Origin of the sequence: Bacillus sp. 205(2023) (genome assembly GCF_037027485.1) — a bacterium.
GTDB classification, from domain to species: domain Bacteria; phylum Bacillota; class Bacilli; order Bacillales; family Bacillaceae; genus Bacillus; species Bacillus halotolerans.
On record NZ_JAXCHF010000003.1, the window covers coordinates 210221 to 235139 of the forward strand.

The window sequence follows — 24919 nt, forward strand, 5'->3', positions numbered from 1 at the left end:
GTAAATAAAAGGAGGTATTTGATCGTCTGTTTCGGATTTAATCCCATATCATTATGTAACTACAGACATTAATCATTGGTATGTTGTCATAAAGCAGGGTCGAGTTGAGAAAGCAAAAGAAATGAAAAGAAAAGTTGAAAAAGAATTCGATATGATGGAGAAAAATGAAAAGGTTGCAGTCTATCTTCAGCTACTAAAGCTACGGCACGAAATAATGCTGTCGTATCTCGAACCTGACTCTGTTAAAAATATAGATGGTGTTTATTCTGCTCTTAAAAAGACAAGGGAGAATATGGCCCCTGAATCCCTTACGAATACAATAGAGTTCTATTATCATTTTTTTACCGGTATGTATCATTTCAGAACAAGAGATTTAGTTATTGCCTTAACATATTATCGCGAAGCCGAAAAATATCTTGATTTATTAGATGAAAACGCAAATACAGATAAGGCCGAGTTCTATTTTAAAGTATCAGAGGTCTATTACTATATGAAAGAGACTCATTTCTCAATGAATTATGCTCAGCGAGCATATTCTATATTTAAAGAGCAAAAAGATGCTCAGGGTAACCTTACATATGGCAAAGAAATGGTCCAATGTCAGTTTGTTATCTTTGGGAATTGGCTAGATAAAATGTGTTATGAGGATGCTTTAGAAACAGCATGATGCTATAAAAATAGGGGAGCAACATTTAATTGGTTCAGCTCATTTTAACGTGGGATTATGTTATAATAACCTTGAAGAACTTGACAATGCTGAGAAACATTTTCAAATTGCCTATGAAATTCATAAAGATCGAAAACACATTTATGAGTCCAAAGCGATTTTTAATCTGGCATATGTCAAAGCAAAGAAAAATGATTTAAAGACTGCATTAGAATTATACCAGGAAGGTCAAAAGGTTGCTGCCCGACACAACAACCAGGAAGTAACCGAGAAATTAAAACTGGTTAAAGGTCTTTATTTATCATTCGACTTACAAACACTTAGAGAAGTGTTCAAGTTCTTCGTAGAGAAAAACCTTTACGGTGATATGGAAGAATACGCTGTTGCTGTTGCTGATTTTTTGACCAACAAAGAAGACAGACATGATGCGGTCGATTTTTATCAAATGGCAATTGAAGCACGCAAACAAATTCAAAGGGGGAAACATTTAAATGAAAAAATGTAAAATTGCAATTTGTTTAGCGCTCTTGCTTGGCGTTGTTGGAGTATCTAGCGCTTCATACGCTCTTTCTGAGCAGTCCACTTATAAGGTCGCAGATAGAGCAGCAACTTAATATGAAATTAAGAAATAACCCCATTTTGGACTTTACAAATGGGGTTTTTATTTTATCTTTCTCAACTCAATTTTTATTCTTGGGTTTTCATTAAATCATATACTGCATTAATAAAACCGACAACCCCTACAAAAAGTAAAAAACCCTTGCTGCGCAAGGGTTTAAGCTATGATTCCGACTGGGCTCGAACCAGCGACCTCTACCCTGTCAAGGTAGCGCTCTCCCAGCTGAGCTACGGAATCATGATATGTATGTGTTGCTGGGTATATTGTTGTCTTTCTGACAAGTTCTATTATATAATCTTCCCTTCTATTCGTCAACTTCTTTTTTAGAAAAACTTTTTTTCGGACTTGCTGTTATGTTCATCAGCTATTATAATATGTCTTAATTTTCTAACAATAGAGGTGATGGGGTTTTGCATTCTTTGATTTCTTCTGATGATGTATGGGTATTATGGGGGTTTATTGCGGTGTGGGCGGCAGTGAGCATCGGGCTGGAGCAGCGCTTTAAGTGGGCGTCCGCTGTGTCTGGCGCTATTATCGCGCTGGCAGGCGCAATGGTGTTTACAAATATAGGAGTGCTTCCTGTTGAATCCCCTGTTTACGATACCGTATGGTCATATGTGGTGCCGCTTGCGATTCCTCTTTTGCTGTTTCAGATCAATGTGCGGCAGATATTTAAGGAAAGCAGGCGGTTGCTGTTTATTTTTCTTATAAGCTCCTTAGGGACAGTGGTTGGCAGCATCATCGCTTTTTTTCTATTAAAACAGCATATTCCCTATCTAGATAAGATCGGCGGGATGATCAGTGCCTCCTATATTGGCGGCGGGATTAATTTTGCGGCGATGGCTGCGAAATTTAAGACACCGGGCGAATATGTGTCGGCAACGGTTGTGGCAGATAACTTTATGATGGCGCTGTTGTTTTTTATTTTAATCAGCATTCCCGCACTCAAATGGTTTCGCCGGCATTATGCGATGCCGTTTGAAGATCAGGCAAAAGCGGAAGGAAACAGCGGTAACAGCGCGGAAAGCTATTGGAAGCGGAAAGACATTTCATTAAAGGATATTGCCTTTAACGCTGGAGCTGCTTTTGCCCTTGTTGCGGTAAGCGGTAAGATTTCCGGCTATTTCAAAATTACGTTTTCTCATCCCCTTTTGACCGGGACGCTTGGCGATCAGTACCTTGTGCTTACGTCTTTAACCGTTCTTATCATCTTTCTGTTCCCTCGTTTTTTTGAAAGGCTCAATGGATCTCAGGAGCTTGGCACCTACTTGATTTATTTGTTTTTTGTGGTGATTGGCATTCCTGCAGATCTCCGGTTAATCATCACAAATGCGCCTCTTATTCTCTTATTTGTCTTTATCATCGCCATCAGCAATTTAGCGGTTTCCTTAGCTGTCGGTAAATTGTTCCGCGTGCGCCTTGAGGAAATTCTGCTTGCCGTAAACGCCACAGTCGGCGGCCCTACAACAGCAGCTGCGATGGCGATTGCCAAAGGATGGCGGGAGCTTGTTGCACCGATTATGCTGGTCGGCACACTCGGCTACTTGATCGGCAATTATGTTGGCACCTTTATGGGAAATTGGTTTTCTTCCTTTTTATAAAAAGGATTTTCACACTTTCCTCAGAATACTATGTAAGAGAAATTGCTGATGCGAGAACGGAGAGATCACTGTATGTTAAAAGGACATACCATTTATATAAGACCTTTAGAAACAGAAGATGCTGAAGAGAATCTTCGGCTGCAAAGCGAAAACCGGGCATTTTTTGAACAGTTCTCCATGATTCGCGCAGACGATTACTATACGATTGAAGGGCAGAGAAAAAGGATCGAACAATATCAGCAAAGACTGGAAAATGACCAAGAGTATCACTTCGGCATCTTCACAAATAAAGACCATACATTAATCGGGACGGTTTCCCTTTTCCAAATCATCCGCGGAGCGCTGCAATGCGCGTTTATTGGATACTTTTTAGATAAAGCCCATAACGGAAAGGGCCTTATGACAGAGGCGGTCAGACTGATTGTTGATTATGCGTTTTACGATCTGAAGCTGCATCGTATTGAAGCCGGTGTCATGCCTCGCAATCTGGGGTCCATGCGCGTATTAGAAAAAGCGGGATTTCATAAAGAGGGCATTGCCCGAAAAAACGTGAAAATCAACGGAAAATGGGAGGATCATCAAGTACTGGCGATTCTGAATCCTGTTGATGAAAAGTAAAAAGAAGCCGGGATATCGCCCGGCTTCTTTTTTAACGCGCAGCTACAGGCGCAATTTCTTTCAGCGCTTGTTCGAAATCGCGTTCTAAATCATCTGCATGTTCGACTCCCACACTTAGACGGAGCAGGCCGTCTGTGATGCCGCGTTTTTCACGTTCTTCCTTAGGCATTGCTGCGTGAGACATCGTTGCCGGATAGGACAAAATCGATTCCACGGCGCCAAGGCTCACAGCAAAGACCGGAAGTGATACATTCTCTACTAATTTCTTAACGGCCTTTTTGCTTTCAAGCTCAAAAGAAAGCACAGCACCCGCTCCTATCGACTGACTTTTATGGGTTTCGGCTCCCGGATGATCAGACAGCCCCGGATAATACACGCGTTTCACCGCCGGATGCTTCTGGAAAAATTCCGCAAGCCGCTGCGCTGTTTGGCTCGCTTTTTCTAAACGGACCTGCAATGTTTTTAAGCCGCGCAGCACGAGCCAGCAATCTTGCACGCCAAGGACGGCGCCGAACGAGTTTTGCAGCTTATACAGCTGTTTCCCAAGCTCTTCATCCTTGACAGCAGCCAGTCCTGACAGCACATCGCTGTGTCCGCTCAGGAATTTTGTTGCGCTGTGAAGCACGATATCAACGCCGAGATCAAGCGGACGCTGCAGTGCCGGTGTCATGAATGTATTATCCAGAAAGGTCAGACAGCCGTTTTCTTTTGCAAGCTGGACAACCGCTTTAATATCAGTAATTCCAAGTGTCGGATTTGACGGCGTCTCCATATAAATGACCTTTGTGTTTGGCTGGATATTCCGCGCCACTTCGTTGATATCCGTCATATCAACAAACGTGTGCTCAATGCCAAAACGGGTCAAAACCTCTGTCACCATGCGGAAAGTTCCGCCGTATACATCTTCTGTCACAAGAACGTGATCGCCCTGTGAGAGAAGTAAAAATGCTGTTGAGATCGCAGCCATGCCTGAACTGAAAGCAAACCCTCTCGTTCCGCCTTCCAGGGCGGCAATTGTTTCTTCGAGAGCTGTTCTTGTCGGCGTGCCTGAGCGGCTGTAATCATATGCGCCAAATTCTTCAAATGAAGATTGATGGAAGGTCGATGCGTGCTGGATCGGTACACTGACCGCCCCGGTTGCGCCGTCTGTTTTAAATGGATTGTGCACGAGCTGGGTTTCCAGCGTCCAATTGTGATTACTCAAATGAAACAGCTCCCTCTTTGACCTGACATAACGCCTGCTTTAGGTCCTCTTTTAAATCTTCCGCATGTTCAATTCCGACTGAAAAACGCAGAAGACGGTTACAGACGCCGTTTGCGATACGGATGTCTTCAGGAATATCCATGTGCGTCTGTGTGGCAGGGTATGTAATAAAGCTCTCCACCCCGCCGAGGCTTTCTGCAAAGCAAATCGTTTTCAGTGCTTTTAGAAATGGATTCACCCACTCTTCTTTTTGCAGACGGAAGGACAGCATGCCTCCTTTTCCCGGGTAAAGCACATCCTTGATTTCTTCTTGCTTCTCTAAAAAGGCCGCAAGCTCTTGCGCGTTCGCCTGATGCTGGCGCATTCTGAGACTGAGTGTCTTCATTCCTCTCATCAAAAGCCATGAGTCAAACGGAGGCAGGACGGCGCCGATGGCGTTTTGATGCTGAAACATTTCTTCTCCAAGCTGTTCATCCTTTACAACAACAAGGCCCGCGAGCAAATCGTTATGGCCGCCTAAATATTTGGTTGCGCTGTGAATGACAATGTCGGCGCCAAGCTCAAGCGGGCGCTGCAAAACCGGTGTATAAAATGTGTTATCAACAATCACCAGAAGACCGTGCTCTTTTGAGATCCGGACGATCTTTTCAATGTCCGCCTCCTGCATCAGCGGATTTGTCGGTGTTTCCACAAACACCGCTTTTGTATTTGGTGTAATCTTGGAGCGTAAACAGTCCTCATCGCTGAAATCATCATAATAAAAGGTCAAGCCGTATTTTTTCCATTCATTTTCAAACAGACGGTACGTGCCGCCATACAAATCCGATGAAACGATCAGTTCATCCCCGCTTTTAAACAGCGCCATAATGGTTTGAATCGCTGCCATTCCTGAACTGAAGGCAAGCCCTCTCGCTCCGTTTTCTAAACTGGCAATCGCGTCCTCAACAAGCTGGCGTGTCGGGTTTTTTGTCCGAACATAATCAAATCCGGTCGATTCGCCGATCCCTCTGTGGCGGTATGCAGTTGATAAATAAATAGGGGGACTCACTGTTCCCGTTACTTCGTCGCTTCGGTTTCCGATTTGGGCTAATTTCGTTTCAACGTGCTGTGACATATAGCTGACACCTTCCCTTTTCAAAATAAAAACCCCTTCTTCATAAGAAGAAGGGGTTTAACGCTTCTTCTTATCTTCCAAGCATAGTTCGCTTGCTGGATTTAGCACCTTGGCGCTTTGCACGTATGCAAAACAAGCCGGTTGCTGAGGTTTCTAAGGGCCAGTCCCTCCACCTCTCACGATAAGAAATATCGATTTCAATTTTCTGATTGTTTTATATTAGCGCAATTTGCAGTTTATTTCAATACTTTTTTCTTCGGGCACCGAACTGTTTAAAGAGAGAAATTTCTAATAATTCATGGTACAATAATTTCAAACGCAAGAAAGTCTAGTGATGTCCTGGAGGAATGTATTATGGCACCGAAAAACGGCACAGTTCAAGAAAAGAAGCTCTTTTCAAAAGAGCTTAACGAGGAAATGACAGTACTCGTTTATCTGCCGTCAAACTACTCCCCTCTTTATAAATATCATCTTATTATCGCGCAGGACGGCCACGATTATTTCAGGCTGGGGAGAATCGGCAGACAAGTGGAGGAATTGCTGTCCAAAAGAGAAATAGACCGATGCATTATTATCGGTGTTCCTTACAAGGATGTAAAAGAACGCAGAAAAACCTATCATCCGGAAGGTTCTAAGTTTTCGGCATATAAACGATTTATTGCCCACGAGCTAGTTCCTTTTGCGGACCATGAATTTCCGACGTACCAAGTCGGCTACGGGCGGACACTGATCGGTGATTCTCTCGGAGCGACCGTTTCTCTTATGACAGCGCTTGATTATCCGAATATGTTTGGTAACATCATCATGCAGTCTCCCTATGTAGATCAACATGTATTAAAAGCCGTGAAACAGTCAGACGACATCAAACACCTCTCTCTTTATCACCAAATCGGAACAAAAGAAACAGACGTCCATACGACAGACGGCAATATTTTGGACTTCACAGAACCGAATCAGGAGCTGAAAAAGCTTTTGGAGGAAAAGCTTTCCGATTATTATTTTGAGCCATTTGACGGAGACCACAAGTGGACATACTGGCAGCCGCTCATTACGCCGGCTCTGAAAAAAATGCTCTAACATACTTTATTTTCAGGAGGGACATACTATGAAATACGGAATTGTTTTATTTCCATCAAAAAAACTGCAAGATCTCGCGAACTCTTACAGAAAGCGCTATGATCCGAGCTATTCCCTGATCCCGCCTCATTTGACGCTGAGATCTTCATTTGAATTTACGGAAGAGGAAGCCGGTGAATTGGTATCACAATTGAGAGAAATCGCTAAAGAATCTCATCCGATTGTTCTCAAAATGACCAAATACAGTTCTTTTGCGCCTGTCAATAATGTCATTTACATTAAAGCAGAACCGACGGAAGAATTAAAAACACTGAATGAAAAACTTTACACCGGTGTATTAGCCGGTAATCAGGAATACAATTTTGTTCCGCATGTGACGGTCGGCCAAAACCTTTCCGACGATGAGCATTCGGATGTATTAGGGCAGTTAAAAATGCAGGAAGTATCTCATGAAGAAATTGTTGACCGTTTTCATCTGCTGTATCAATTGGAAAACGGTTCGTGGACGGTATATGAAACGTTCCTGTTAGGCGGAGGAGAATAAACGATTGGAAGCAGTTATCGCTAAAAATGAAAAACAAATGAAAGATGCATATTATGTAAGAAAAGAAGTCTTTGTCAAAGAACAAAACGTACCAGTTGAAGAAGAAATTGATGAGCTCGAAAACGAATCAGAGCATATTGTGGTATATGACGGAGATCAGCCGGTCGGCGCCGGAAGATGGCGGCTAAAGAACGGATACGGCAAATTAGAGCGAATTTGTGTCTTAAAAAGCCACCGCTCAGCCGGTGTCGGCGGCATCATTATGAAAGCGCTGGAAAAAGCGGCAGCAGACGGCGGTGCTTCAGGTTTTATGTTAAATGCGCAGACACAAGCAGTGCCATTTTACAAAAAACATGGATATCGGGTGCTGTCTGAAGAGGAATTTCTCGATGCTGGCATACCCCATTTGCAAATGATTAAGGATTAAACACCATCCGGGTCTTCTGAGATCCGGATTTTTCGCATCTAAAAAACCGCTCTCTCATGTGAACGGTTTTTTATACATATCGATTAATAGATGTGCCTATCCCTTTTTCTCGCAATCTTTTATAAAGAGAGCGCTTACGTTTTGCCTCATTTACTTTCCTTTCAGCAGCCGTTAGATTCTCCTGCTGTTTTTCAAGTTCCTTGTATACCCGCTGAAACGAAACATAGCTGATCTTCTCTGTTCCGGCATAATCCTGTTTATGGCCTATTGTGCGATTGGCATATTGAGCGTATTGCTGGTTCTGAATCTGACCTGCATATATCATACGATACCCACCCTTCTGCTGTTCTTTTCCCTTAAACTTACTTTTTGAAACACGTTTCTTTTGATATGATAGTCTTTGTCTGTAATGAACACCTTTTTATTGGGAGGACCCCTTTTTGAAATGCGCCCGACTGAATGATCGAACAATACATTTACATACATATTCGAGAGAACATTATCAATTCCTCTATGAAGAAGGAATAAAAGGGAATTTATTTTGTTCTCATTGCGGAAAGCCTGTTTTGTTAAGGCTCAACATCGCTGAACCGCCTGCATTTATTCACCGGCAGCCTGGTGATTTCCCGGCGTGTGAGGAAGCCTGCGAACCGAAACCGGCGAAAGAAGAGAGAAAAGAAGACTTTCAGGAATCCGGCGTCTTTCGTTTGCCTAAAGGAAAAGCGATATCAGCTGATCCGGCACCCGGTGTCACGGATTGGCAGACTCCAAGACATATTAAACCTGGTACACCTTTTATAAAAAGACCGGAAACACCTGATATGAGCCTTTTTCCGACTGTCGGCTTAAACACAGATCAGCTGAAAGCTGTCACGGAAACGGAAGGCCCTTTATTGGTGCTTGCCGGTGCAGGAAGCGGAAAAACACGTGTGCTGACCGCGCGCGCTGCCCACATGATCGAACACTTAGACATACCGCCTGAACATATGCTGCTTGTCACCTTTACAACAAAAGCCGTCGCGGAAATGAAAGATCGCATGGCGAAGCAGTACGGATTACAGCCGTCAAAAGTCAGAAGACTTGTCACCGGGACATTCCACAGTTTGTTTTATAAAATCCTGTATCACTATGATTCTGCCAAATGGAATGGCGAACATTTGCTGAAAATGGAGTGGCAAAAGGAACAATATATGAAAAAAGCACTCTATGAAGAAGGCGTAGATGAGAAAGAGTTCCCCGTCGATCAGGCCTTGCAGCAAATCGGGTTCTGGAAGAACACTTATTTGCCGAATGAACGTATTACTTTAAAGGATGAGTGGGAAAAACAAGTCTACCGCCTATACGAATATTATGAGCGACAGAAAAAAGAACACCGCCAATTTGATTTTGATGATATGGCATCAGCCTGCTATGAACTGTTTATAGAACGGCCTGACCTTCTGAAGCAATATCAATCTAGGTTTACGTATATTTTAATCGATGAGTTTCAGGACATTAATCCGGTTCAATATAAAATCATGCAAATGCTGGCGAGTCCGGAACAAAACCTGTGCTGTGTCGGTGACGACGATCAGTCAATCTATGCGTTTCGCGGCAGCAGCCCTTCTTTTATTCTGGATTTTCAAAAGGATTATCCCGGTGCCAAAACAATCTATTTAACAGCGAACTACCGTTCAACACATCCGATCGTTTCCAGTGCTGATATTGTCGTGAAAAAGAACAAAAACAGGTATGCCAAGATGCTGGAAGCCGCACGTGACGATGCGCAGGTCCCTGTGCTGTTTTATCCTTATGACGAAGAAGAAGAAGCGACAATGGTGGTTTCCGATATGAAAGAAAAAATTCAAAACGGCGCAAACCCTGAAGATTTTGCGGTTCTCTACCGGACAAACAGCGCCGGCCGCGCCATTTATGAAAGGCTTCATCAATCATCAATTCCGTATACCGCAGATCGCGGCGTCCAGTCCTTTTACAGCAGAAGGATCGTCCGCCAGATACTCGCATACTTATACGCGAGCCAAAACGAGGATGATGCTGAAGCGATTAAACACTTGCTGCCTGCCTTATTTCTAAAACAGTCTGCTTTAAACACGCTGAAGGCGCTCTCGATTACCGAGGACTGCTCCATGATCAAGGCGCTGGCCAAACTGCCGGATCTGAAGCCGTTCCAGCTGGATAAAATCAAAAAAATCGTGCCCTTTTTCGCAAGCATCCGCACCATGAAGCCGGTGGAAGCCATTACCTTTGCCGAAGGAAAAATGGGCTTCTCCGAATACTTAAAAAAACGGGGCAACGAAGGAAATAAGCTGGAAAAAGGCTCTGATGACCTGCGTGACGTCAAGGTTGTCGCCAAAAAATTCAAAACCATCCCTGACTTTCTCGCCCATGTTGATCACATGCGGGCTGCTGAAAAAAACAAAATGGATGAAAACGGCGTGCAGCTGATGACCATTCACCGGTCAAAGGGCCTCGAATTCAAAACCGTCTATGTATTAGGCACGGTAGACGGCTCCATCCCGCATGATTTCTCACTAGAAACAGCGAGAAAGGGAGACGAAGCTCCGCTTGAGGAAGAAAGACGCCTTCTGTATGTTGCAATGACACGGGCCAAACAGCATTTATATTTGTCTTGTCCCGCAAACAGGCGCGGCAAAACCGCCCACCGTTCAAGGTTTTTGTATCCTCTTTTGCAGCAAACGAGACAGCCCTTGCCCAAATAAACAGCCCGGCAGTGATACTGCCGGGTTTTTCACTGTAAAAAAGGCCCGCTGCCCAGGCCATCCGCTTATTTACTATCCAACATTTTAGAAATTGTTCCAAAATCAAGCTTTTCTTTTCCGCTTGTAATGGACTGGACAATCTTATCTTCCAGTTCTTTCGGCACGCGTCTGTTTGCCAGCTGCGCCACGCGTTTAATGACGCTGCGGACTGTGTTTTCATCTTTAAAATTGGCGTTTTGAAGTGATCCTGCAAGATTCATGACATCCTGCATGTTCACGCCTGTTTTCTTTTCAATGTTCTTAAAAAATTGATTATCCATGATACGCCTCCTTTTGGCGGAGTAATACAGTATTGTATGAACGCTTTACGCATAATGTGATGATTTGCAATCAAAAAATAAGTTACTGATTTAAAAAGCAGCAAAGGGTACACAATGTAAGGAAGAAGCACGGGAATCATCCGCACTTCCTCCTTCATTCATTTCTTAGTAGTTAAAAAAAGATGCACCTACGATGATGAGAAGAATGAACAGTACGACCACAAGAACGAATGTTGAACCGTAACCGCCTGAATATCCTCCAGAATAACCGCCGCCGTAGCAGCAGCCTCCGTAACCAAAGCCCATAACTAAGCACCTCCTTTACTCTCTATACACTATGTGAGACATCATGATCGGATTGGATATCCGCATAGGGCGTTTGCGGATTTATGATGGATCATGCTGAGCCTGCCGTTTTTTCAGTAAGTCTTCCGTCTTTTCAGCCAATTCTTCTATTTCTTGTTCAAACGACAGGCCGGCTTCGTCAAATAAAGCCAATTCCTTTTCAATACGTTTGATCGTCTTGTCATGTTTGTTTTGCTTTTGATCGTGCGGTCCATACCTGCCCTCTATGAATTTTTCAAACTCGTTCATGAGATCCCCCCTCTTATGATATATGCTGAGCGAATCAGCATTGTTAAAAAAACAAAAAACCGGACATCTCCGGTCTCTTGTAAGGGTCAGGCTATTGAGGTTTTTTCTTTTTACTGCCGCACCCGCAGCCTTTCTTTTTGATCTTTTTTGTTTGATACGATGAATCTGTATATGGAGTTTTTTGGGAAGGTTTGTTAAATTGATTCACTTTGATCCCTTCCTTTCCTTATGTCATATATACTACTTTATGCGGATACTGACGGAAAGTTGCTGATGGGAATGCCTTATTCCTGCAGCCATTTTGATACAAGGGTTTCAATAATACCGGCCAGCCCTGCGATCGCAAGCAGCAAAACCAGCCACTGGGCCGCCTCTGGAATAAAGACCTGGCACAAAATCAAAAAGCCGGCGCACCACACGCCTGTGCACCAATAGCAGCTCAGCAATTCACCGATAAACGCCCTCACACCCGTTCCCTTTATGACAATATACGTTTCAATGTTCCCGTCCGCATCCTTTTCCTCCTTCTCTTCATGAAAAAGGCTGCGAAGCGGCGCCATAATCGTATCAAACACGAAAAGACGCGCGAGCCGGAAGACCGCAAGCGAAAGAAGGAAAAGAGACAGCCAATTGATAACCACTTGTTCACTCCTTTCATCATCCCCTTCACATATATGCAGAAACCCTAGCTTTCATGAATTTGTATCTTGTCCTGTTGAAAATTGGTTATTTTTCTTATTCCGCTCTGCACTTGTTCTGCATTATATACAGTATGGATAAGAAAGGAGTGAAGGTTATGTCATTTGAAGAAAAAGTTGAATCCCTGCATCCTGAAATATTTGAGCAATTATCTAGCGAATTCGAGCAGCAGATCGAAGTCATTGATTGCGAAAATATCACAATAGATACGTCACATATAACAGCTGCCCTTTCTATACAAGCCTTGGTCACAACAATGATTATCCTGGCAACACAGCTCGTCATCGCCGACGAGAACTTAGCTGACGCAGTCGCAAGCGAAATACTCATCCTCGATAACTCCCAAATCAAAAAAAGAACCATCATTAAAATTATCAACAGTCGAAACATCAAAATTACTTTATCTGCCGACGAAATAATAACCTTTGTACAAATTTTGCTTCAGGTGCTAAACAGCATTCTCAATGAACTTGACGTCCTTTAACCCTTTCTTTTCATAAACTTAAAAGTCGAGGTGAAAACAAATGTCAGATAACGATAAATTCAAAGAAGAGCTTGCAAAGCTGCCGGAAGCTGATCCAATGACGAAAATGCTTGTTCAAAATATCTTTCTTAAACACGGCGTCACGAAAGACAAAATGAAAAAAGTATCAGATGAAGAAAAAGAAATGCTCTTGAATCTGGTAAAAGACTTGCAGGCTAAATCAGCTGCATTAGTTGAAAATCAAAAGAAGAAAAAAGAAGAAGCAGCCGCGCAAGAGAAAAAGAACGAAAAACCGCTAAGCCGCAGAGAGCAATTAATTGAACAGCTCAGACAAAGACGGCAAAACAATAACAATTCAAACCAATCATAAAAAATAGGGTTCTTCATCAGGATATATGCCTCAGTCAAAGTAAGAGGCTCGCTCATTTAATAACAGTAAAAGAAAAGGAGGAATAGATATGGAAAGCAGACCATACTCTTGGGTTGCACTTGATCCTGACTGTGACCATCCGTTAGACGAAAAAGATAAAAAAGAAGAAAGAAAATGCAATTGCGATATTTGCTGCAATGGCAATGGATTCGGCGACGACAATGCTTTTATCAATCAAGATCTGGCTCAGGCAAATCTTAACAAACAGGTCTCCGATGAGACAATTATTATCAGAGACTCTTGTGACATCAACGTTACATCAACAGACGTTCAAGCCGTTACATCAGTTGTAACTGCAATTAATGCCGCTGTCGTGACAGCAACTCTCACATCCATTGCAGATGGTGTAATTGCTGAATTAGTCGCACAAGATTTACTGCAGCTGACAGCTAACAAACAAGTAAACCGCCAAAAACTTCTCATCGAATGCTCCCGCGGCGTAAACGTCTCAACAGTAGATGTCGATATTGCAACACTTGTCTCTACAGCAACAAACACTCTCATTGCCATCCTAGTTATCACACTCGTCCTCTAGGACCTAAAAGCAGAGCTAAAACGCTCTGCTTTTTCTTATTTTCCCAGCATATGATGATTATATAGACGTTCACCCACACCAAGTGAGGCACGAGTACATATGTTGTTAAGGACTAAAGTCAAATACCCTATAAAGAAGGAGCTGAAATCAATGAGCTGCGGAAAAACCCATGGCCGGCATGAGAACTGTGTATGCGATGCAGTGGAAAAGATTTTAGCAGAGCAGGAGGCAGTGGAGGAACAGTGTCCGACTGGCTGCTATACAAACCTTTTAAACCCTACGATTGCTGGAAAAGACACAATTCCGTTTCTCGTTTTTGATAAAAAAGGCGGATTGTTCTCCACATTCGGAAACGTGGGGGGATTTGTGGATGATATGCAATGCTTTGAATCCATTTTCTTCCGCGTTGAAAAATTATGCGATTGCTGTGCAACACTGTCTATTTTACGCCCGGTCGATATCAAAGGCGATACCTTAAGTGTTTGCCACCCTTGTGACCCAGATTTCTTCGGGCTCGAAAAAACAGATTTTTGCATCGAAGTGGACCTCGGATGCTTCTGTGCGATTCAATGCCTGTCACCAGAATTAGTTGACAGAACTTCGCCTCATAAGGATAAAAAGCATCATCACAATGGATAAACACTTGTAAAGAGGAATCCCCTTCCAAGCTCTATTACAAGTGCAAATCATTCAGCTGCTTCGAAAGTGAGGCAGCTGACTCTCCATCATTTCGCCAGTCTCAAAATTATAAGGCAGGAGGGATAATATATGAGCCAGAAAACATCAAGCTGCGTGCGTGAAGCGGTAGAACAAATTGAAGATCTGCAAAACGCGGTTGAAGAGGATTGCCCGACCGGCTGCCACTCCAAGCTTTTATCTGTAAGCCATTCATTAGGCGATACAGTGCCTTTTGCAATATTTACATCAAAATCAAAGCCTTTAGTCGCCTTCGGTAATGTCGGCGAGCTGGATAACGGACCTTGCTTTAATACAGTATTTTTTAGAGTGGAAAAAGTTCATGGCAGCTGCGCAACGCTATCCTTATTAATCGCTTTTGACGAACACAAACACATTTTGGACTTCACCGATAAAGACACGATTTGTGAAGTGTTCCGACTTGAAAAAACGCACTACTGCATTGAAGTGGATTTAGACTGCTTCTGCGCGATCAATTGCTTAAATCCCCGTTTAATCAATCGCACACATCATCATTCATGATAAGGCGGAAAAGCTTGCAGATTTGCAGGCTTTTCTCTATGTAAAAAAGCTGCCGGAACGATCTGCCGGGCAGCTTTTTGCTTTCATTAAAAACCTAACGGGTGCAGAGATGTGATATCATCGATCGCCAGCTCAGTCGGAGCGCCGTTTCCGGTCGTCCGAAGCAGAACGGAATCATTTCTTCTTCCGACAATCACGCCTCTGTACGTTTTCCCATTGGCTTCGATCAGACAAAGTGCTCTGGGCATGTTATGCGGCAGTTTTGTTAAAAAGTCGATTTTTTCATGGATGGACATCTTGCTCATCGGTTTTTTCACTTTTCTGGCCGGCGGTGTCTTTTCTTCAGCTTTAGCTGCATTATGAACGGCCTCCGGTTCCTTTTCAGGCATACGGGCTTCAGGTGCAGGCTCTTCCTTTTTTTCCGCTTCCTGAGGTTGCTGTTTGGCGGTGTCTTCAATTGCCTGCGGCTCTTCTAACGGTTCCTGCTGCTTTTTCTGGTTATCCGGCTCTCTCGCCTCTTGTTTTTGCTGACTCACTTGTTCCTCTACCTGTTTTTTCTCTGTTTGCTGATCATCTTTTGCCTGAATGTCTTCCCGCTCTTTTTCCTCTGTTTCCATGGCACCTTTTACCTGAATGTCTTCCCGCTCTTTTTCATGGTAAACCGGCTGTTCCTCTGCTTTTGGCGGAGCCGGTTTGGCTTTTCTTTTAATGACAATCTCCTGCATGGACGAGCGTGTTTCCATATAATCCGGCTGAACAATATACATGAGCGGTTTTTTATCCGCGTTTCTTTTCTTATTAGACATCTTCATCCCTCCGATTCTGTCATATTCTATCTATATGACAGAATGCTGAAAATCAGAAGAAATAAAAAAGCAATCCCTGTTAGGGACTGCTTGATGGTGAATCTGCTTAGCGGGCAGTGATATGGAAACCTGAATCAACATGAAGGTTTTCACCTGTGATGCCTCGGGACATATCGCTAAATAAAAATGCTGCTGTATCTCCCACCTCTTCAGGTGTAGTCGTGCGGCGTAGCGGCGCACGCTCTTCGATGTCTTTTAAGATGGAGTTGAAGTCACTGATGCCTTTAGCAGACAATGTTCTGATCGGACCGGCAGAAATGCTGTTAACGCGGATATTTTCTTTTCCTAAGTCAGCAGCTAAGTACTTCACACTTGCGTCAAGAGAAGCTTTCGCTACACCCATCACGTTGTAGTTCGGCATAACGAGCTCTCCGCCAAGGTAAGTCAGCGTTACGATGCTTCCGCCTTCAGTCATCATCGGACGCGCCGCTTTTGCGACAGCGGTCAGTGAGTATGAGCTGATGTTGTGAGCTAGAAGGAAGCCCTCACGATTTGTGTTTAAGTATTCGCCGACAAGCTCTTCTTTGTTGGCAAACGCGATACAATGCGCGATACCGTGGATCACACCGACCTGCTCCTTAATGCTTGCGAAACAAGTTTCGATTTCCGCGTCGTTTGTCACGTCGCAAGGAAGGATAATGGAATCGTTTCGCTCCAAAGTTCCAGCGAGTTCATGAACAGATTTCTCCAGGCGTTCACCTGCATATGTGAAAATCAAACGTGCGCCCGCTTCATGTAAAGAGCGCGCAATTCCCCAAGCGATACTGCGTTTGTTGGCTACTCCCATAACAACAATGTTGCGGCCTTCAAGTGAAAAATTCATATGTATAAAGCCTCCTATATTTGTTAAAGACATAGTATTAGTACCTGATCTTAATACCTATCATATCATAACCTTGTCCAGATGAAAAGCGCATACCAAAGTCAAACACAAAAGAGACCCCCATAAGCAGGTGGTCTCATCGGTTTATTTTTATACTGTTTCGTTTAAAAGCGAAATGATTTGTCGGTCCGTGGCCCGATCCGATGCAAAGCGTATTTTCCACAGCTTCGCGGACAAAGTTGGCAGCAACCTCGAATGCCTGCTGGATGCTGTCTCCTTTAGTGGTTTGGGCTGTTAAAGCCGCAGCAAAGGTGCAGCCTGTGCCATGCGTATGCTTCGTATCGATATAAGGATGGCTGATTTGCATAAACATGTTTCCATCAAAAAGAAGGTCAGTAATGTGATTGTCCTCAGGCTGGTGCCCGCCTTTGATAATCACATGCTGTGCACCCATCTTCACCAGCTGTTCCGCAGCTTTCTTCCGGTCATCAAGCGAACGGATCGCCATACCCGTCAGCGCTTCTGCTTCCGGCACATTCGGCGTGATCGCATAGCTTCTTGGAATCAGCAGCTCCTTCAGCGTAGCGATTGATTCATCGCGAAGCAAGGACGCCCCGCCCTTCGCGATCATAACCGGATCAACGATCACCCGGCTTAATTCGTATTGATCAATTTTCCTTGCCACTTCTTCAATCATTTCCGCATTCCAAAGCATTCCTGTTTTTACGGCGTCCGGTCTCAAATCCTCCGCCACAGCGTCAATTTGCTCTCTCAATGCCTCTGCAGTCAGCGGATACACGCCGTGGACGCCAAGTGTATTTTGAGCAGTTACCGCCGTGATGGCAGACATTCCGAATACACCAAGCTCCTGAAAGGTTTTAATATCTGCCTGTATCCCCGCGCCGCCGCCTGAGTCAGAGCCGGCGATCGTCAAGGCTTTATATATACTCATCAAACTACACTCCTTTTATTACCCGATCCATTTATGATAGATGGATTTTGCCCTGGCAATATCATTTGTTCCATGGATCAATGCTCTGCCGTCCCTAAACAGCACCATTTTCATGTCATCCGAGCGGCAGGAAATTAAATACGGATTCGCTGCTACTTCCAGCCCCGCCTGCCTCAGCTGCCCCGCCATCACGTCAAGATCTGCTTCTTTTGTGAAAGAGGATCTGATTTGCACCGTGTTTCTGCCGCACAATACTGCTGCTTTCGTTTGATTTTCATATGATAAAAACGGAAAATCCTTTGTGCCGCAGCTTGGACACGAGTCATCTTTAAGTCCCGCTGCTCCTACCTCTGACCGCTCATTTTTCCACAGATCAAAGGAGCGCAGCACAGGCTCGCATTCCTCTCCCGTCAGCAGTTTCAGGGCGTCTGTCACCTGAAGAACAGCAACCTGCAGAACAGCCGGGCTGATAATGCCGGCTGTGTCGCATGTCGCACCGCCAATCGGAAGAGTATCGAGTAAACAATGAAGGCAGGGTGTTACTCCCGGCAATACAGTAAACGTGAGACCGTAGCTCCCCACACAAGCGCCGTAAAGAAACGGAATGCCTTCTTTCACCGCAGCATCGTTAACAATGAGCCGGGTTTCAAAATTATCGGCGGCATCTACAATGATTGATGCGCCGCGAATCAGCTCGGATACGTTTTCTGCTGTGACATCCATGACAAGTCCGGTCACATCCACATCACTGTTAATGGAACGAAGACGCTGCTCAGCTGCTGCTGCTTTCGGCAGTTCCTTTTTGACATCATTTTCTGTGTAAAGCTGCTGGCGCTGAAGATTGCTCCATTCGACGTAATCTCTATCGGCGATTTTCACCGATCCGACTCCCGCTCTCACCAGCATCTCTGCGCTGGCTGTTCCCAGTGCGCCGGCGCCGATGATCACAACGCGCGCCTCTCTCAGTTTCTTCTGGCCTTCGCGGCCGATTGGAGCAAACAGCTCCTGTCTGGAATACCTGTCCGTCATACAGGAAGACCTTCTCCCGGACTGCTAGCCGTCCCATATGACTTGGCTGGAATACGGCCTGCTTCATAAGATAGACGGCCTGCTTCTACCGCAAGCTTCATGGCGTGTGCCATTTTCACCGGATCGTTCGCACCTGATACGGCCGTATTCAGCAGTACGCCGTCCGCTCCAAGCTCCATTGCATATGCCGCATCTTTTGGCGATCCGATTCCGGCATCCACGATGACCGGCACTTTCGCCTGTTCAATGATAAATGACAGATTCAAAGGATTTAAAATCCCCTGTCCCGATCCAATCGGAGAAGCCCCCGGCATAATGGCATGAACACCAAGCTCCTCAAGCTTTCTCGCCAGCACCACATCATCCGAGGTGTACGGCAGTACAATGAATCCTTCTTCAAGAAGCTGTTCAGACGCTTTTAACGTTTCCACAGGATCGGGCAGCAAGGAGCGGCTGCACCCGATGACTTCGACTTTAATCATGTCACAAAGCCCGGATGCCTTCGCAAGCCGTGCAATTCGAACTGCTTCTTCCGCCGTGCTGGCGCCTGCTGTATTTGGCAGCAGCGTATATTTGGATAAATCAAGCTGCTCCAGAAAATTAGGCTGAGACGCTTCAAAAATATTCATTCTCCGCACAGCAAATGTTAAAATATCAGACTCTGAAACAGCCACCGCTTCCTTTTGAATGTCAAACGATGGATATTTTCCCGTGCCCAGCAGCAGCCTTGATTGAAATTGTTTCCCGCCAATTGTTAACATTCTCATCCGCCTCCTACAAAATGAACAATTTCGATGACATCACGATCAGAAAGCTCTACCTCGTGATATTGTTCTTTACCGATAATTTCTTTATTTCTTTCAACGATCACGATTTTATTTTCAAGCTGATAAGACGCAAGCAGATCCTGAATCGTACCTGTGTCTCTATCCCACTCAACTTGTTTACCGTTCAGCTGAAGCATCATATCTGAACCGCCTCCTTGCGATCAATTCGAAAGGCGTGCAGCCAGTCTGCCTTGACCTCTTTATTCATAATGAGATCACCGATTAAAGCACCCGTTGCAGGAGCAAGCAGAATCCCGTTTCTGAAATGGCCCGCCGCAAATAAAATGCGGCTGTCCTCAGGGTGTCTGCCAATGTATGGTTTTCCGTCCTTTGTCCCCGGACGCAGTCCCGCCCAAAAACGATCAACCTTCATATTCTGAATCGCCGGCAGCATCGTTTTCGCTTTTTCCATAACCGACTGAAGTCCGCCAAGATCCGGCTTATCGCTCCAATCACCAGGCTTCATCGTCGCGCCGACAACCAGTCTGCCGCTTTTTCTCGGTACGATATAGCAATGATCATGATAAAGTGTTTTTGTCAGCGGAATATCATCATTCCAAACAGACAGGCACTCTCCTTTTACAGGAAAAAATGACTGGTTCAACCCGAGCTGTTTAAAAAACATCCCGCTCCAGACCCCGCTGGCAACCACGACATGGTCCGCATGCACGTCACCGGAACCTGTTTTGATCAAAATGGATTCACCGCCACGTGTCACATCGAGAACGGGAGTATGCTCAAAAATTTCCGTACCAAGCGCTTTAGCCGATTTAGCGTATGCCTTGCATACAAAATAAGGCTCAACATGAACATCGTCCTGAATAAAGCTCGCCCCGTAAATCTCACCGGCCGTATACGGCTCTTTTTCCAGCACTTCTTCTTTTGTATGCCAGCTGACAGAATCCAAATCGTCCATCCGTCTCAGGCGTGACACGTCTTCTTCGGAGAATGCAAGCTTAAACATACCGCCATCATGCCTTCTGATATCAATGCCGGATAATGCAAATAGCTCCTCTCCAAGCCCCTGATACAAACGCTGACTGTGCATGGCGAAATCAAAAAACGCATCCCGCTCCTCGCACTCGGCATGGGCGCCAAGCATCCCTGCCGCGGCGCTTGTTGTTCTGCCGCCGATTGTTCCGCTTTCAAGCAATGCGGTGTTTTTCTTTTCTTTTGCCAACTGATAAGCTATCGCGGAACCAATCATTCCGCCTCCAATGACAACTGCATCATAATGCCTTTTCATACTGAATCTCCTTTAGCTTGCGGGAATATCGTCTGGCAGCTTCCAAAGGATCATCGGAAGAAAAAATTCCGGACATGACAGCGATACCGTCTGAACCTGCTTGTTTCACTTCTCTTAATCTGGCAGGTGTCATTCCGCCAATTGCAATAACCGGAATCGAGATCCTCTGTTTGATTTCTGAAAGCAAAGACATGCCTCTGCCCTCAAGGCCTTGTTTGCAATCCGTTTCAAACACATGGCCGAACAAAACATAATCAGCGTCTTCCTTTTCTGCCTGAAGCGCTTCCTCCAGTGAATGCACCGATCGCCCAATGTGCAGGTGAGGAAATCTGGCTCTTACTTGTTTTGGCGAAAAGCTGCTGCTCGGCAGCTGAACGCGATGAATATTTGAAAAAAGCGCAATATCAACCCGGCCATTCATCACCAGCTTTTGCTTATCAACACCGTCTTCAGAAATAAGCTCCAGCAGTTTCAAAATGTCAGCCGCCGATTTAGACCGTTCACGAATATGGATGAAATCAACCTCATCCTGAATGGCTATAATTGATCTCGCTAGATCTTCAACCGGCTTGCGGTCATCAGTTATGGCGTGCAGCTCCAAGCCCTTCCACCTCTTTTACGCCGCTGTCTGACCAGCCTTCTTTTCGATAAGCCATTCCCCAGAACTGATATTCATAATAGCTCGAAATAACGAAATTCTCTTTCATTTTGGCACGCACTTCCTCCGTGCTGTTTTCCGCCAGCTCATCCAGGCGGTTAATTTGTTCTTCCACCTGCTGTCTGAACCAGTCACCGCCGTATGTGCTAATCCACTTCTGATAAATCGGATGCCCCGGATCACATGTCAGCAATTTCTCACCAACCTCATAATAAAGCCAATAGCACGGGAGAAGAGCTGCCAAGATTTCTGCAAAATTCCCGCTCAAAACCGAACGGTACATATGGGATGTATAGGAGTAAGCGGTAGGAGATGGCTTAAATGACTTCCGTTCTTCCTCACTGATTTCCAAAAGCTCCGTAAACTCTCGATGAAGCGCCATTTCCGCTTCATATGTACCTTGAGCATGGCTGGCCATGCGTCCTGTTGTATAAAGATCCTTTGCATAAGCGGCACCGAACGATTGCACCTTTGCAAAATGAGTTAAATAGTAAGAATCCTGAAGCACGTAATATTTAAAGCGGTCGATCGGAAGAGTTCCGTCACCGATCCCCTGAACAAATGGATGGACAAAGCTGCCTTCCCACCATTCTGCGGCTGCACTGCGGCATTCTTCTGAAAACTTCACACGTCATTCCCCCTGTCTGATAATAAAAAAACCACTTTCCCGCAAGGAAAAGTGGTTTGGAATTGGCATAGTTATATAACACAAATACCGCTCCACTTCCCTACGCAGGTCTGAACCTGTTCAAGTTATGAGGGTCTAAAAGTCACACTTTTATCTCAGCCCTTATAAAGGACACCCCTAGTGGTTTTACGAATACATATTGAATTGTTCTGCACCTCTATCTTAACACGAATCCTTATTTGGTCAAGATATTATCCTTCCAATGTTTTCTTAAGATCGGTTACGTACCCGCGTGATCCGGTGACAATTAAGCGGTCTCCGATTTTCAGTCTTGTATCGCCGTGAGGAACGATGCTGTCGACACCCCGGAAAATCCTGACAAAAATCACGTCCCCTGTTAAAGGAAATTCACGGAGAATCACGCCATCGTATTTGCTGTTTTCCATATTAATTTGATACAGCGAAGACTCCTGGTTCGTGAGCAGTTTCATGACGCCAGGCGCTTCTATCAGCGCGCGAAGCAGCGTTTTGGTCGACAGCAAGATGGAAAAGATGCTGATGCCCTGCTCTTTCAATTTCGCTTCGTTCTCCGGTGATCCGGTGCTGGCAATGACTCTTTCTGTTCCTTTTTCTTTGGCGTATAATGCGATGTCCGTATTCATGTCTTCATCCCCTGTCGCCACTACAAGGATTTCTGTATCAAATATACCGAGAGATTCAAGGGTTTGATGCTCATAATCAGAAATCGGTTCGACGGAAAATACTGAGTCTGACAGCTTTTCCTCAGCGTTTTCTTGATAAACGTGCACGACACGCACTTCATACTCGTTCTCAGGCAATTCAAGTGTCACAGGCAGTGTCATTTGATTAGCGCCGATAAATGTGATCTTCTTTTTCTCCTCCGGCTGCTCCTGTTTTTTGTACAGCTTTTTAAAACCGACCGGCGTAAAAATACTTGCAATAACCGCAACCAGCGTAAGCGCTCCTGACATATTCGCGCTGATTACATGAAGCTGCTGGCCGATTGTCGCAGCGGCAATCACAAGAGAAAGCGTTGATGTCAGCAGGAAACCAGACGCCAATATTGTGCGGTTATCATACCATTTCTTCAAGTACAGGACAGGAAGAATTTTGCTTACTAACAGCGCCATAAGCAGCAGCGGAATCATCACTAAAATTTTCGGGTCCTGAAAAAGTGTCCAAATATCCAATTTTACACCGACCATCACAAAGAAAATCGGTATTAAGAACCCGTAGCCGAAGGAATCAAGCTGCTGAACCAATTCCTTGTTCGGCGAGAGCAGGGAAACAAGTACGCCCGCTAAGAAAGCGCCGAGAATATTTTCTGCCCCCAGTGATTCAGACAGAGCCACCAGTACGATAATTAAGGTGAAAATAGCACGAGTCCCGATCTGGATCGTCCCTTTTGACATGGACTGAACAAAAGAACGGTGTTTGAAGACCCGGCCGAAAAAGTAAAGCACTACTCCGGCTGCGAACAGGATCATCAAGAGCCACATGTTTCCGCTGTCCTCTCCGTATAGAGAAGAAAATACAGCAAGAAGAATCATAGTGACCAAGTCAGCAATCACAGCAACAAGCAGGATAATCTGCCCGATGTTTGAATCCATGATCCGTTCTTCCTTTAAGGTTGGAACAACAACACCTAACGAAATCGTAGAAATAATAAGCGTCATTAAAAAAGCATTTTGGATAAATCCTGCCAAGACGAACCCATAGGACAGCAGCAATGATAAAATAAAAATACCGATAAAAATAATGGATGCTGTGGCAAATGTATTGGGTGCTTCCTTGCCGTTTTGCAAAAACTGCTTTTTCTTTCCTCTCTCAAAGGATGAAAAATCAATTTCAAGCCCGCTTAAAAACATTAAAAAGATAAATCCGAGCATAGAGAGCGTCTGAAGCCAAGTATCACCCTCCACAACTAAATTAAGGCCGCTTTTTCCTATAATCAATCCCATAATAATTTCAGCAACTACAACAGGGATGCTGAGTTTAAACCGATGCAAAAGGATGGGAGTTAAAAATGCAACGATAAGTACGACAACTAATGATGCGACAGATGTATGCGCCATAATCTGAACCTCCTTTTAAAAAAACATAACGCGATTTTAACAAGGGTGATGATAAAAAATAAAGTAATAAGGTCTCATTTTTTTTAGAAAATGATTCTTCTATAATTTGCACATAAAAGCTGGTGATGACTCACAGCAATTTGCTTCATAATAAATAAAATCATGAGTAAGGAGGATGCTGCATGGCTTACTACGATATTATCAGCGATATTCATGGCTGCTACGATGAAATGACAGCCCTGATAGAAAAACTTGGATACACAATAAAAAATGGATTGCCTGTACATGATGAAGGCAGGATGCTTGTTTTTGCCGGAGATTTGACAGACCGAGGCCCTAAATCAATTGAAGTCATCCGCTTTGTAGCCCGCGCTTATGAACAAGGAGCAGTGCGTTATGTCCCGGGAAATCATTGCAACAAGCTATACCGCTACTTAAAAGGAAATCCTGTTAAAGTAATGCACGGTCTTGAAACAACTGCGGCAGAGCTTAAAGCACTTTCTGAGGAAGAAAGAAAAAAAGTCAGCGAACAATTTATGAAGCTTTATGAAACTGCGCCGCTTTACGACATCTTACATAATGGAGAATTGGTTGTCGCCCATGCTGGCATAAAGGCTGACGATATCGGCAAAAACACAAGAAGAGTAAAGGACTTTGTGCTTTACGGCGATGTGACGGGTGAAACGTATCCGGACGGAAGACCCGTCAGGAGGGATTGGGCCGCCGCCTATAACGGGAAAGCATGGGTTGTATACGGACACACACCTGTTAAAGAGCCCCGCATCATAAATCGCACCATTAACATTGATACAGGCTGTGTGTTTGGGAATGAACTGACGGCCTTGCGTTTTCCCGAACTGGAGACAGTCTCCGTTCCAAGCTCTATGCCCTATGACGAATCTAGATTTCGCGCCATATAAAAA

Annotated in this window: 31 protein-coding genes, 1 tRNA gene and 2 riboswitches; of the genes, 14 read left to right on the forward strand and 18 right to left on the reverse strand. The window is 44.6% G+C overall.

Going from position 1 to position 24919, the window contains the following annotated elements:
• Positions 1 to 88 precede the first annotated feature (88 nt).
• Complete coding sequence (locus tag WA325_RS11460; protein WP_336183683.1) at positions 89 to 667, forward strand: response regulator aspartate phosphatase; 579 nt, start codon at positions 89 to 91, stop codon at positions 665 to 667.
• Between the two features lie 49 nt (positions 668 to 716).
• The gene (locus WA325_RS11465; protein ID WP_336183649.1) at positions 717 to 1172 is read left to right on the forward strand and encodes a tetratricopeptide repeat protein; all 456 of its coding nucleotides are present in this window, start codon (positions 717 to 719) and stop codon (positions 1170 to 1172) included.
• 278 nt (positions 1173 to 1450) lie between these two features.
• Here WA325_RS11465 and WA325_RS11470 read toward each other — a convergent pair.
• A tRNA-Val gene (locus tag WA325_RS11470) sits at positions 1451 to 1523 on the reverse strand.
• Between the two features lie 173 nt (positions 1524 to 1696).
• On the opposite strand from WA325_RS11470, the gene WA325_RS11475 reads away from it, so the two are divergent.
• Together WA325_RS11475 and WA325_RS11480 are read left to right on the forward strand one after the other, a co-directional pair.
• Entirely contained in the window at positions 1697 to 2887 is a 1191-nt protein-coding gene (locus WA325_RS11475) for a DUF819 family protein (protein ID WP_105953703.1), read from the forward strand.
• 72 nt (positions 2888 to 2959) lie between these two features.
• A complete protein-coding gene (locus tag WA325_RS11480) occupies positions 2960 to 3505 on the forward strand; it encodes a GNAT family N-acetyltransferase (RefSeq protein WP_336183650.1) in 546 nt (181 codons plus the stop codon).
• A gap of 31 nt (positions 3506 to 3536) precedes the next feature.
• On the opposite strand, the gene metC is transcribed toward WA325_RS11480, so the two are convergent.
• Both metC and metI read right to left on the reverse strand, forming a co-directional pair.
• The gene (gene metC / locus WA325_RS11485; protein ID WP_336183651.1) at positions 3537 to 4709 is read right to left on the reverse strand and encodes a cystathionine beta-lyase; all 1173 of its coding nucleotides are present in this window, start codon (positions 4707 to 4709) and stop codon (positions 3537 to 3539) included.
• Entirely contained in the window at positions 4702 to 5823 is a 1122-nt protein-coding gene (gene metI / locus WA325_RS11490) for a cystathionine gamma-synthase/O-acetylhomoserine thiolyase (RefSeq protein WP_105990753.1), read from the reverse strand. Before metI ends, metC begins: the two co-directional genes overlap by 8 nt.
• Before the next feature lie 67 nt (positions 5824 to 5890).
• Positions 5891 to 6011, reverse strand: a riboswitch (SAM riboswitch).
• A gap of 166 nt (positions 6012 to 6177) precedes the next feature.
• Between metI and WA325_RS11495 the strand changes: the two genes are divergently transcribed.
• Genes WA325_RS11495 through WA325_RS11505 form a run of 3 tightly spaced genes read left to right on the forward strand, consistent with a single transcriptional unit; the run spans position 6178 to position 7871 of the window.
• Positions 6178 to 6900, forward strand: a complete 723-nt coding sequence (locus WA325_RS11495; RefSeq protein WP_095713602.1) for an esterase family protein — start codon at positions 6178 to 6180, stop codon at positions 6898 to 6900.
• 28 nt (positions 6901 to 6928) lie between these two features.
• Positions 6929 to 7444 carry a YjcG family protein gene (locus WA325_RS11500; protein WP_010333788.1) on the forward strand — a complete coding sequence of 172 codons (516 nt, stop codon included), beginning with the start codon at positions 6929 to 6931 and terminating at the stop codon, positions 7442 to 7444.
• A gap of 4 nt (positions 7445 to 7448) precedes the next feature.
• On the forward strand, positions 7449 to 7871 hold the full coding sequence (locus WA325_RS11505; RefSeq protein ID WP_336183652.1) for a GNAT family N-acetyltransferase: 423 nt from the start codon (positions 7449 to 7451) through the stop codon (positions 7869 to 7871).
• A gap of 70 nt (positions 7872 to 7941) precedes the next feature.
• Here WA325_RS11505 and WA325_RS11510 read toward each other — a convergent pair whose 3' ends face one another.
• A complete protein-coding gene (locus tag WA325_RS11510; RefSeq protein WP_336183653.1) occupies positions 7942 to 8196 on the reverse strand; it encodes a hypothetical protein in 255 nt (84 codons plus the stop codon).
• A 115-nt stretch (positions 8197 to 8311) separates the two neighbouring features.
• Between WA325_RS11510 and WA325_RS11515 the strand changes: the two genes are divergently transcribed.
• Positions 8312 to 10591 (forward strand): ATP-dependent helicase, encoded by a 2280-nt coding sequence (locus tag WA325_RS11515; RefSeq protein WP_336183654.1) that lies wholly within the window; start codon positions 8312 to 8314, stop codon positions 10589 to 10591.
• A 65-nt stretch (positions 10592 to 10656) separates the two neighbouring features.
• Here the strand turns inward: WA325_RS11515 and WA325_RS11520 are convergent, their stop codons facing one another.
• The 4 genes from WA325_RS11520 to WA325_RS11535 all read right to left on the reverse strand — a co-directional run bounded on the left by WA325_RS11520 (position 10657) and on the right by WA325_RS11535 (position 12146).
• Positions 10657 to 10911, reverse strand: a complete 255-nt coding sequence (locus WA325_RS11520; RefSeq protein WP_024120950.1) for a stage VI sporulation protein F — start codon at positions 10909 to 10911, stop codon at positions 10657 to 10659.
• A gap of 165 nt (positions 10912 to 11076) precedes the next feature.
• Complete coding sequence (locus tag WA325_RS11525) at positions 11077 to 11217, reverse strand: YjcZ family sporulation protein (RefSeq protein WP_105953707.1); 141 nt, start codon at positions 11215 to 11217, stop codon at positions 11077 to 11079.
• An 81-nt stretch (positions 11218 to 11298) separates the two neighbouring features.
• Complete coding sequence (locus WA325_RS11530; RefSeq protein ID WP_105953708.1) at positions 11299 to 11505, reverse strand: hypothetical protein; 207 nt, start codon at positions 11503 to 11505, stop codon at positions 11299 to 11301.
• A 284-nt stretch (positions 11506 to 11789) separates the two neighbouring features.
• Positions 11790 to 12146, reverse strand: a complete 357-nt coding sequence (locus WA325_RS11535) for a DUF1360 domain-containing protein (protein ID WP_105953709.1) — start codon at positions 12144 to 12146, stop codon at positions 11790 to 11792.
• 155 nt (positions 12147 to 12301) lie between these two features.
• Between WA325_RS11535 and cotV the strand changes: the two genes are divergently transcribed.
• The 5 genes from cotV to cotZ all read left to right on the forward strand — a co-directional run bounded on the left by cotV (position 12302) and on the right by cotZ (position 14871).
• Entirely contained in the window at positions 12302 to 12688 is a 387-nt protein-coding gene (gene cotV, locus WA325_RS11540) for a spore coat protein CotV (RefSeq protein WP_105953710.1), read from the forward strand.
• Positions 12689 to 12728: 40 nt separating this feature from the next.
• Entirely contained in the window at positions 12729 to 13058 is a 330-nt protein-coding gene (gene cotW, locus WA325_RS11545; protein ID WP_095713606.1) for a spore coat protein CotW, read from the forward strand.
• Between the two features lie 88 nt (positions 13059 to 13146).
• On the forward strand, positions 13147 to 13653 hold the full coding sequence (gene cotX, locus WA325_RS11550; RefSeq protein ID WP_095713607.1) for a spore coat protein CotX: 507 nt from the start codon (positions 13147 to 13149) through the stop codon (positions 13651 to 13653).
• 150 nt (positions 13654 to 13803) lie between these two features.
• Positions 13804 to 14292, forward strand: a complete 489-nt coding sequence (cotY, locus tag WA325_RS11555) for a spore coat protein CotY (RefSeq protein WP_105953711.1) — start codon at positions 13804 to 13806, stop codon at positions 14290 to 14292.
• Between the two features lie 129 nt (positions 14293 to 14421).
• On the forward strand, positions 14422 to 14871 hold the full coding sequence (cotZ, locus tag WA325_RS11560) for a spore coat protein CotZ (protein WP_095713608.1): 450 nt from the start codon (positions 14422 to 14424) through the stop codon (positions 14869 to 14871).
• A gap of 86 nt (positions 14872 to 14957) precedes the next feature.
• On the opposite strand, the gene cotO is transcribed toward cotZ, so the two are convergent.
• The 10 genes from cotO to WA325_RS11610 form a co-directional block, all read right to left on the reverse strand.
• The gene (gene cotO, locus WA325_RS11565) at positions 14958 to 15683 is read right to left on the reverse strand and encodes a spore coat protein CotO (protein ID WP_326325894.1); all 726 of its coding nucleotides are present in this window, start codon (positions 15681 to 15683) and stop codon (positions 14958 to 14960) included.
• Between the two features lie 100 nt (positions 15684 to 15783).
• On the reverse strand, positions 15784 to 16560 hold the full coding sequence (gene fabI / locus WA325_RS11570) for an enoyl-ACP reductase FabI (RefSeq protein WP_024120941.1): 777 nt from the start codon (positions 16558 to 16560) through the stop codon (positions 15784 to 15786).
• A gap of 136 nt (positions 16561 to 16696) precedes the next feature.
• Positions 16697 to 17512, reverse strand: coding sequence for a bifunctional hydroxymethylpyrimidine kinase/phosphomethylpyrimidine kinase (gene thiD / locus WA325_RS11575; protein ID WP_336183658.1), 816 nt, complete (start codon positions 17510 to 17512; stop codon positions 16697 to 16699).
• An 18-nt stretch (positions 17513 to 17530) separates the two neighbouring features.
• The gene (gene thiF / locus WA325_RS11580) at positions 17531 to 18541 is read right to left on the reverse strand and encodes a thiazole biosynthesis adenylyltransferase ThiF (RefSeq protein WP_326325895.1); all 1011 of its coding nucleotides are present in this window, start codon (positions 18539 to 18541) and stop codon (positions 17531 to 17533) included.
• The gene (gene thiG, locus WA325_RS11585) at positions 18538 to 19308 is read right to left on the reverse strand and encodes a thiazole synthase (protein ID WP_081638278.1); all 771 of its coding nucleotides are present in this window, start codon (positions 19306 to 19308) and stop codon (positions 18538 to 18540) included. Before thiG ends, thiF begins: the two co-directional genes overlap by 4 nt.
• Positions 19305 to 19505, reverse strand: coding sequence for a sulfur carrier protein ThiS (gene thiS, locus WA325_RS11590; protein ID WP_081638285.1), 201 nt, complete (start codon positions 19503 to 19505; stop codon positions 19305 to 19307). Before thiS ends, thiG begins: the two co-directional genes overlap by 4 nt.
• Positions 19505 to 20614, reverse strand: a complete 1110-nt coding sequence (gene thiO / locus WA325_RS11595; RefSeq protein WP_326325896.1) for a glycine oxidase ThiO — start codon at positions 20612 to 20614, stop codon at positions 19505 to 19507. Before thiO ends, thiS begins: the two co-directional genes overlap by 1 nt.
• Positions 20598 to 21215, reverse strand: a complete 618-nt coding sequence (gene tenI, locus WA325_RS11600) for a thiazole tautomerase TenI (RefSeq protein ID WP_105953716.1) — start codon at positions 21213 to 21215, stop codon at positions 20598 to 20600. The genes thiO and tenI overlap by 17 nt, the downstream gene beginning before the upstream one ends.
• On the reverse strand, positions 21193 to 21900 hold the full coding sequence (gene tenA / locus WA325_RS11605; RefSeq protein ID WP_044156371.1) for a thiaminase II: 708 nt from the start codon (positions 21898 to 21900) through the stop codon (positions 21193 to 21195). Before tenA ends, tenI begins: the two co-directional genes overlap by 23 nt.
• Before the next feature lie 80 nt (positions 21901 to 21980).
• Positions 21981 to 22089: riboswitch (TPP riboswitch) on the reverse strand.
• Between the two features lie 62 nt (positions 22090 to 22151).
• The gene (locus WA325_RS11610) at positions 22152 to 23996 is read right to left on the reverse strand and encodes a monovalent cation:proton antiporter family protein (RefSeq protein ID WP_248338265.1); all 1845 of its coding nucleotides are present in this window, start codon (positions 23994 to 23996) and stop codon (positions 22152 to 22154) included.
• Positions 23997 to 24178: 182 nt separating this feature from the next.
• Here WA325_RS11610 and prpE point away from each other — a divergent pair, with 182 nt between their 5' ends.
• Entirely contained in the window at positions 24179 to 24916 is a 738-nt protein-coding gene (prpE, locus tag WA325_RS11615; RefSeq protein ID WP_248338267.1) for a bis(5'-nucleosyl)-tetraphosphatase PrpE, read from the forward strand.
• Positions 24917 to 24919 lie beyond the last annotated feature (3 nt).

Excerpts from the sequence above, each read along its gene's own strand:
- WA325_RS11480 (WP_336183650.1), top strand. The coding sequence starts at position 2,960 with ATGTTAAAAGGACATACCATTTATATAAGACCTTTAGAAACAGAAGAT.
- metI (WP_105990753.1), bottom strand. The coding sequence starts at position 5,823 with ATGTCACAGCACGTTGAAACGAAATTAGCCCAAATCGGAAACCGAAGC.
- WA325_RS11495 (WP_095713602.1), top strand. The coding sequence starts at position 6,178 with ATGGCACCGAAAAACGGCACAGTTCAAGAAAAGAAGCTCTTTTCAAAA.
- WA325_RS11500 (WP_010333788.1), top strand. The coding sequence starts at position 6,929 with ATGAAATACGGAATTGTTTTATTTCCATCAAAAAAACTGCAAGATCTC.
- WA325_RS11510 (WP_336183653.1), bottom strand. The coding sequence starts at position 8,196 with ATGATATATGCAGGTCAGATTCAGAACCAGCAATACGCTCAATATGCC.
- WA325_RS11520 (WP_024120950.1), bottom strand. The coding sequence starts at position 10,911 with ATGGATAATCAATTTTTTAAGAACATTGAAAAGAAAACAGGCGTGAAC.
- WA325_RS11525 (WP_105953707.1), bottom strand. The coding sequence starts at position 11,217 with ATGGGCTTTGGTTACGGAGGCTGCTGCTACGGCGGCGGTTATTCTGGA.
- WA325_RS11530 (WP_105953708.1), bottom strand. The coding sequence starts at position 11,505 with ATGAACGAGTTTGAAAAATTCATAGAGGGCAGGTATGGACCGCACGAT.
- cotV (WP_105953710.1), top strand. The coding sequence starts at position 12,302 with ATGTCATTTGAAGAAAAAGTTGAATCCCTGCATCCTGAAATATTTGAG.
- cotW (WP_095713606.1), top strand. The coding sequence starts at position 12,729 with ATGTCAGATAACGATAAATTCAAAGAAGAGCTTGCAAAGCTGCCGGAA.
- cotX (WP_095713607.1), top strand. The coding sequence starts at position 13,147 with ATGGAAAGCAGACCATACTCTTGGGTTGCACTTGATCCTGACTGTGAC.
- cotY (WP_105953711.1), top strand. The coding sequence starts at position 13,804 with ATGAGCTGCGGAAAAACCCATGGCCGGCATGAGAACTGTGTATGCGAT.
- cotZ (WP_095713608.1), top strand. The coding sequence starts at position 14,422 with ATGAGCCAGAAAACATCAAGCTGCGTGCGTGAAGCGGTAGAACAAATT.
- cotO (WP_326325894.1), bottom strand. The coding sequence starts at position 15,683 with ATGAAGATGTCTAATAAGAAAAGAAACGCGGATAAAAAACCGCTCATG.
- fabI (WP_024120941.1), bottom strand. The coding sequence starts at position 16,560 with ATGAATTTTTCACTTGAAGGCCGCAACATTGTTGTTATGGGAGTAGCC.
- thiD (WP_336183658.1), bottom strand. The coding sequence starts at position 17,512 with ATGAGTATATATAAAGCCTTGACGATCGCCGGCTCTGACTCAGGCGGC.
- thiF (WP_326325895.1), bottom strand. The coding sequence starts at position 18,541 with ATGACGGACAGGTATTCCAGACAGGAGCTGTTTGCTCCAATCGGCCGC.
- thiG (WP_081638278.1), bottom strand. The coding sequence starts at position 19,308 with ATGAGAATGTTAACAATTGGCGGGAAACAATTTCAATCAAGGCTGCTG.
- thiS (WP_081638285.1), bottom strand. The coding sequence starts at position 19,505 with ATGCTTCAGCTGAACGGTAAACAAGTTGAGTGGGATAGAGACACAGGT.
- thiO (WP_326325896.1), bottom strand. The coding sequence starts at position 20,614 with ATGAAAAGGCATTATGATGCAGTTGTCATTGGAGGCGGAATGATTGGT.
- WA325_RS11610 (WP_248338265.1), bottom strand. The coding sequence starts at position 23,996 with ATGGCGCATACATCTGTCGCATCATTAGTTGTCGTACTTATCGTTGCA.
- prpE (WP_248338267.1), top strand. The coding sequence starts at position 24,179 with ATGGCTTACTACGATATTATCAGCGATATTCATGGCTGCTACGATGAA.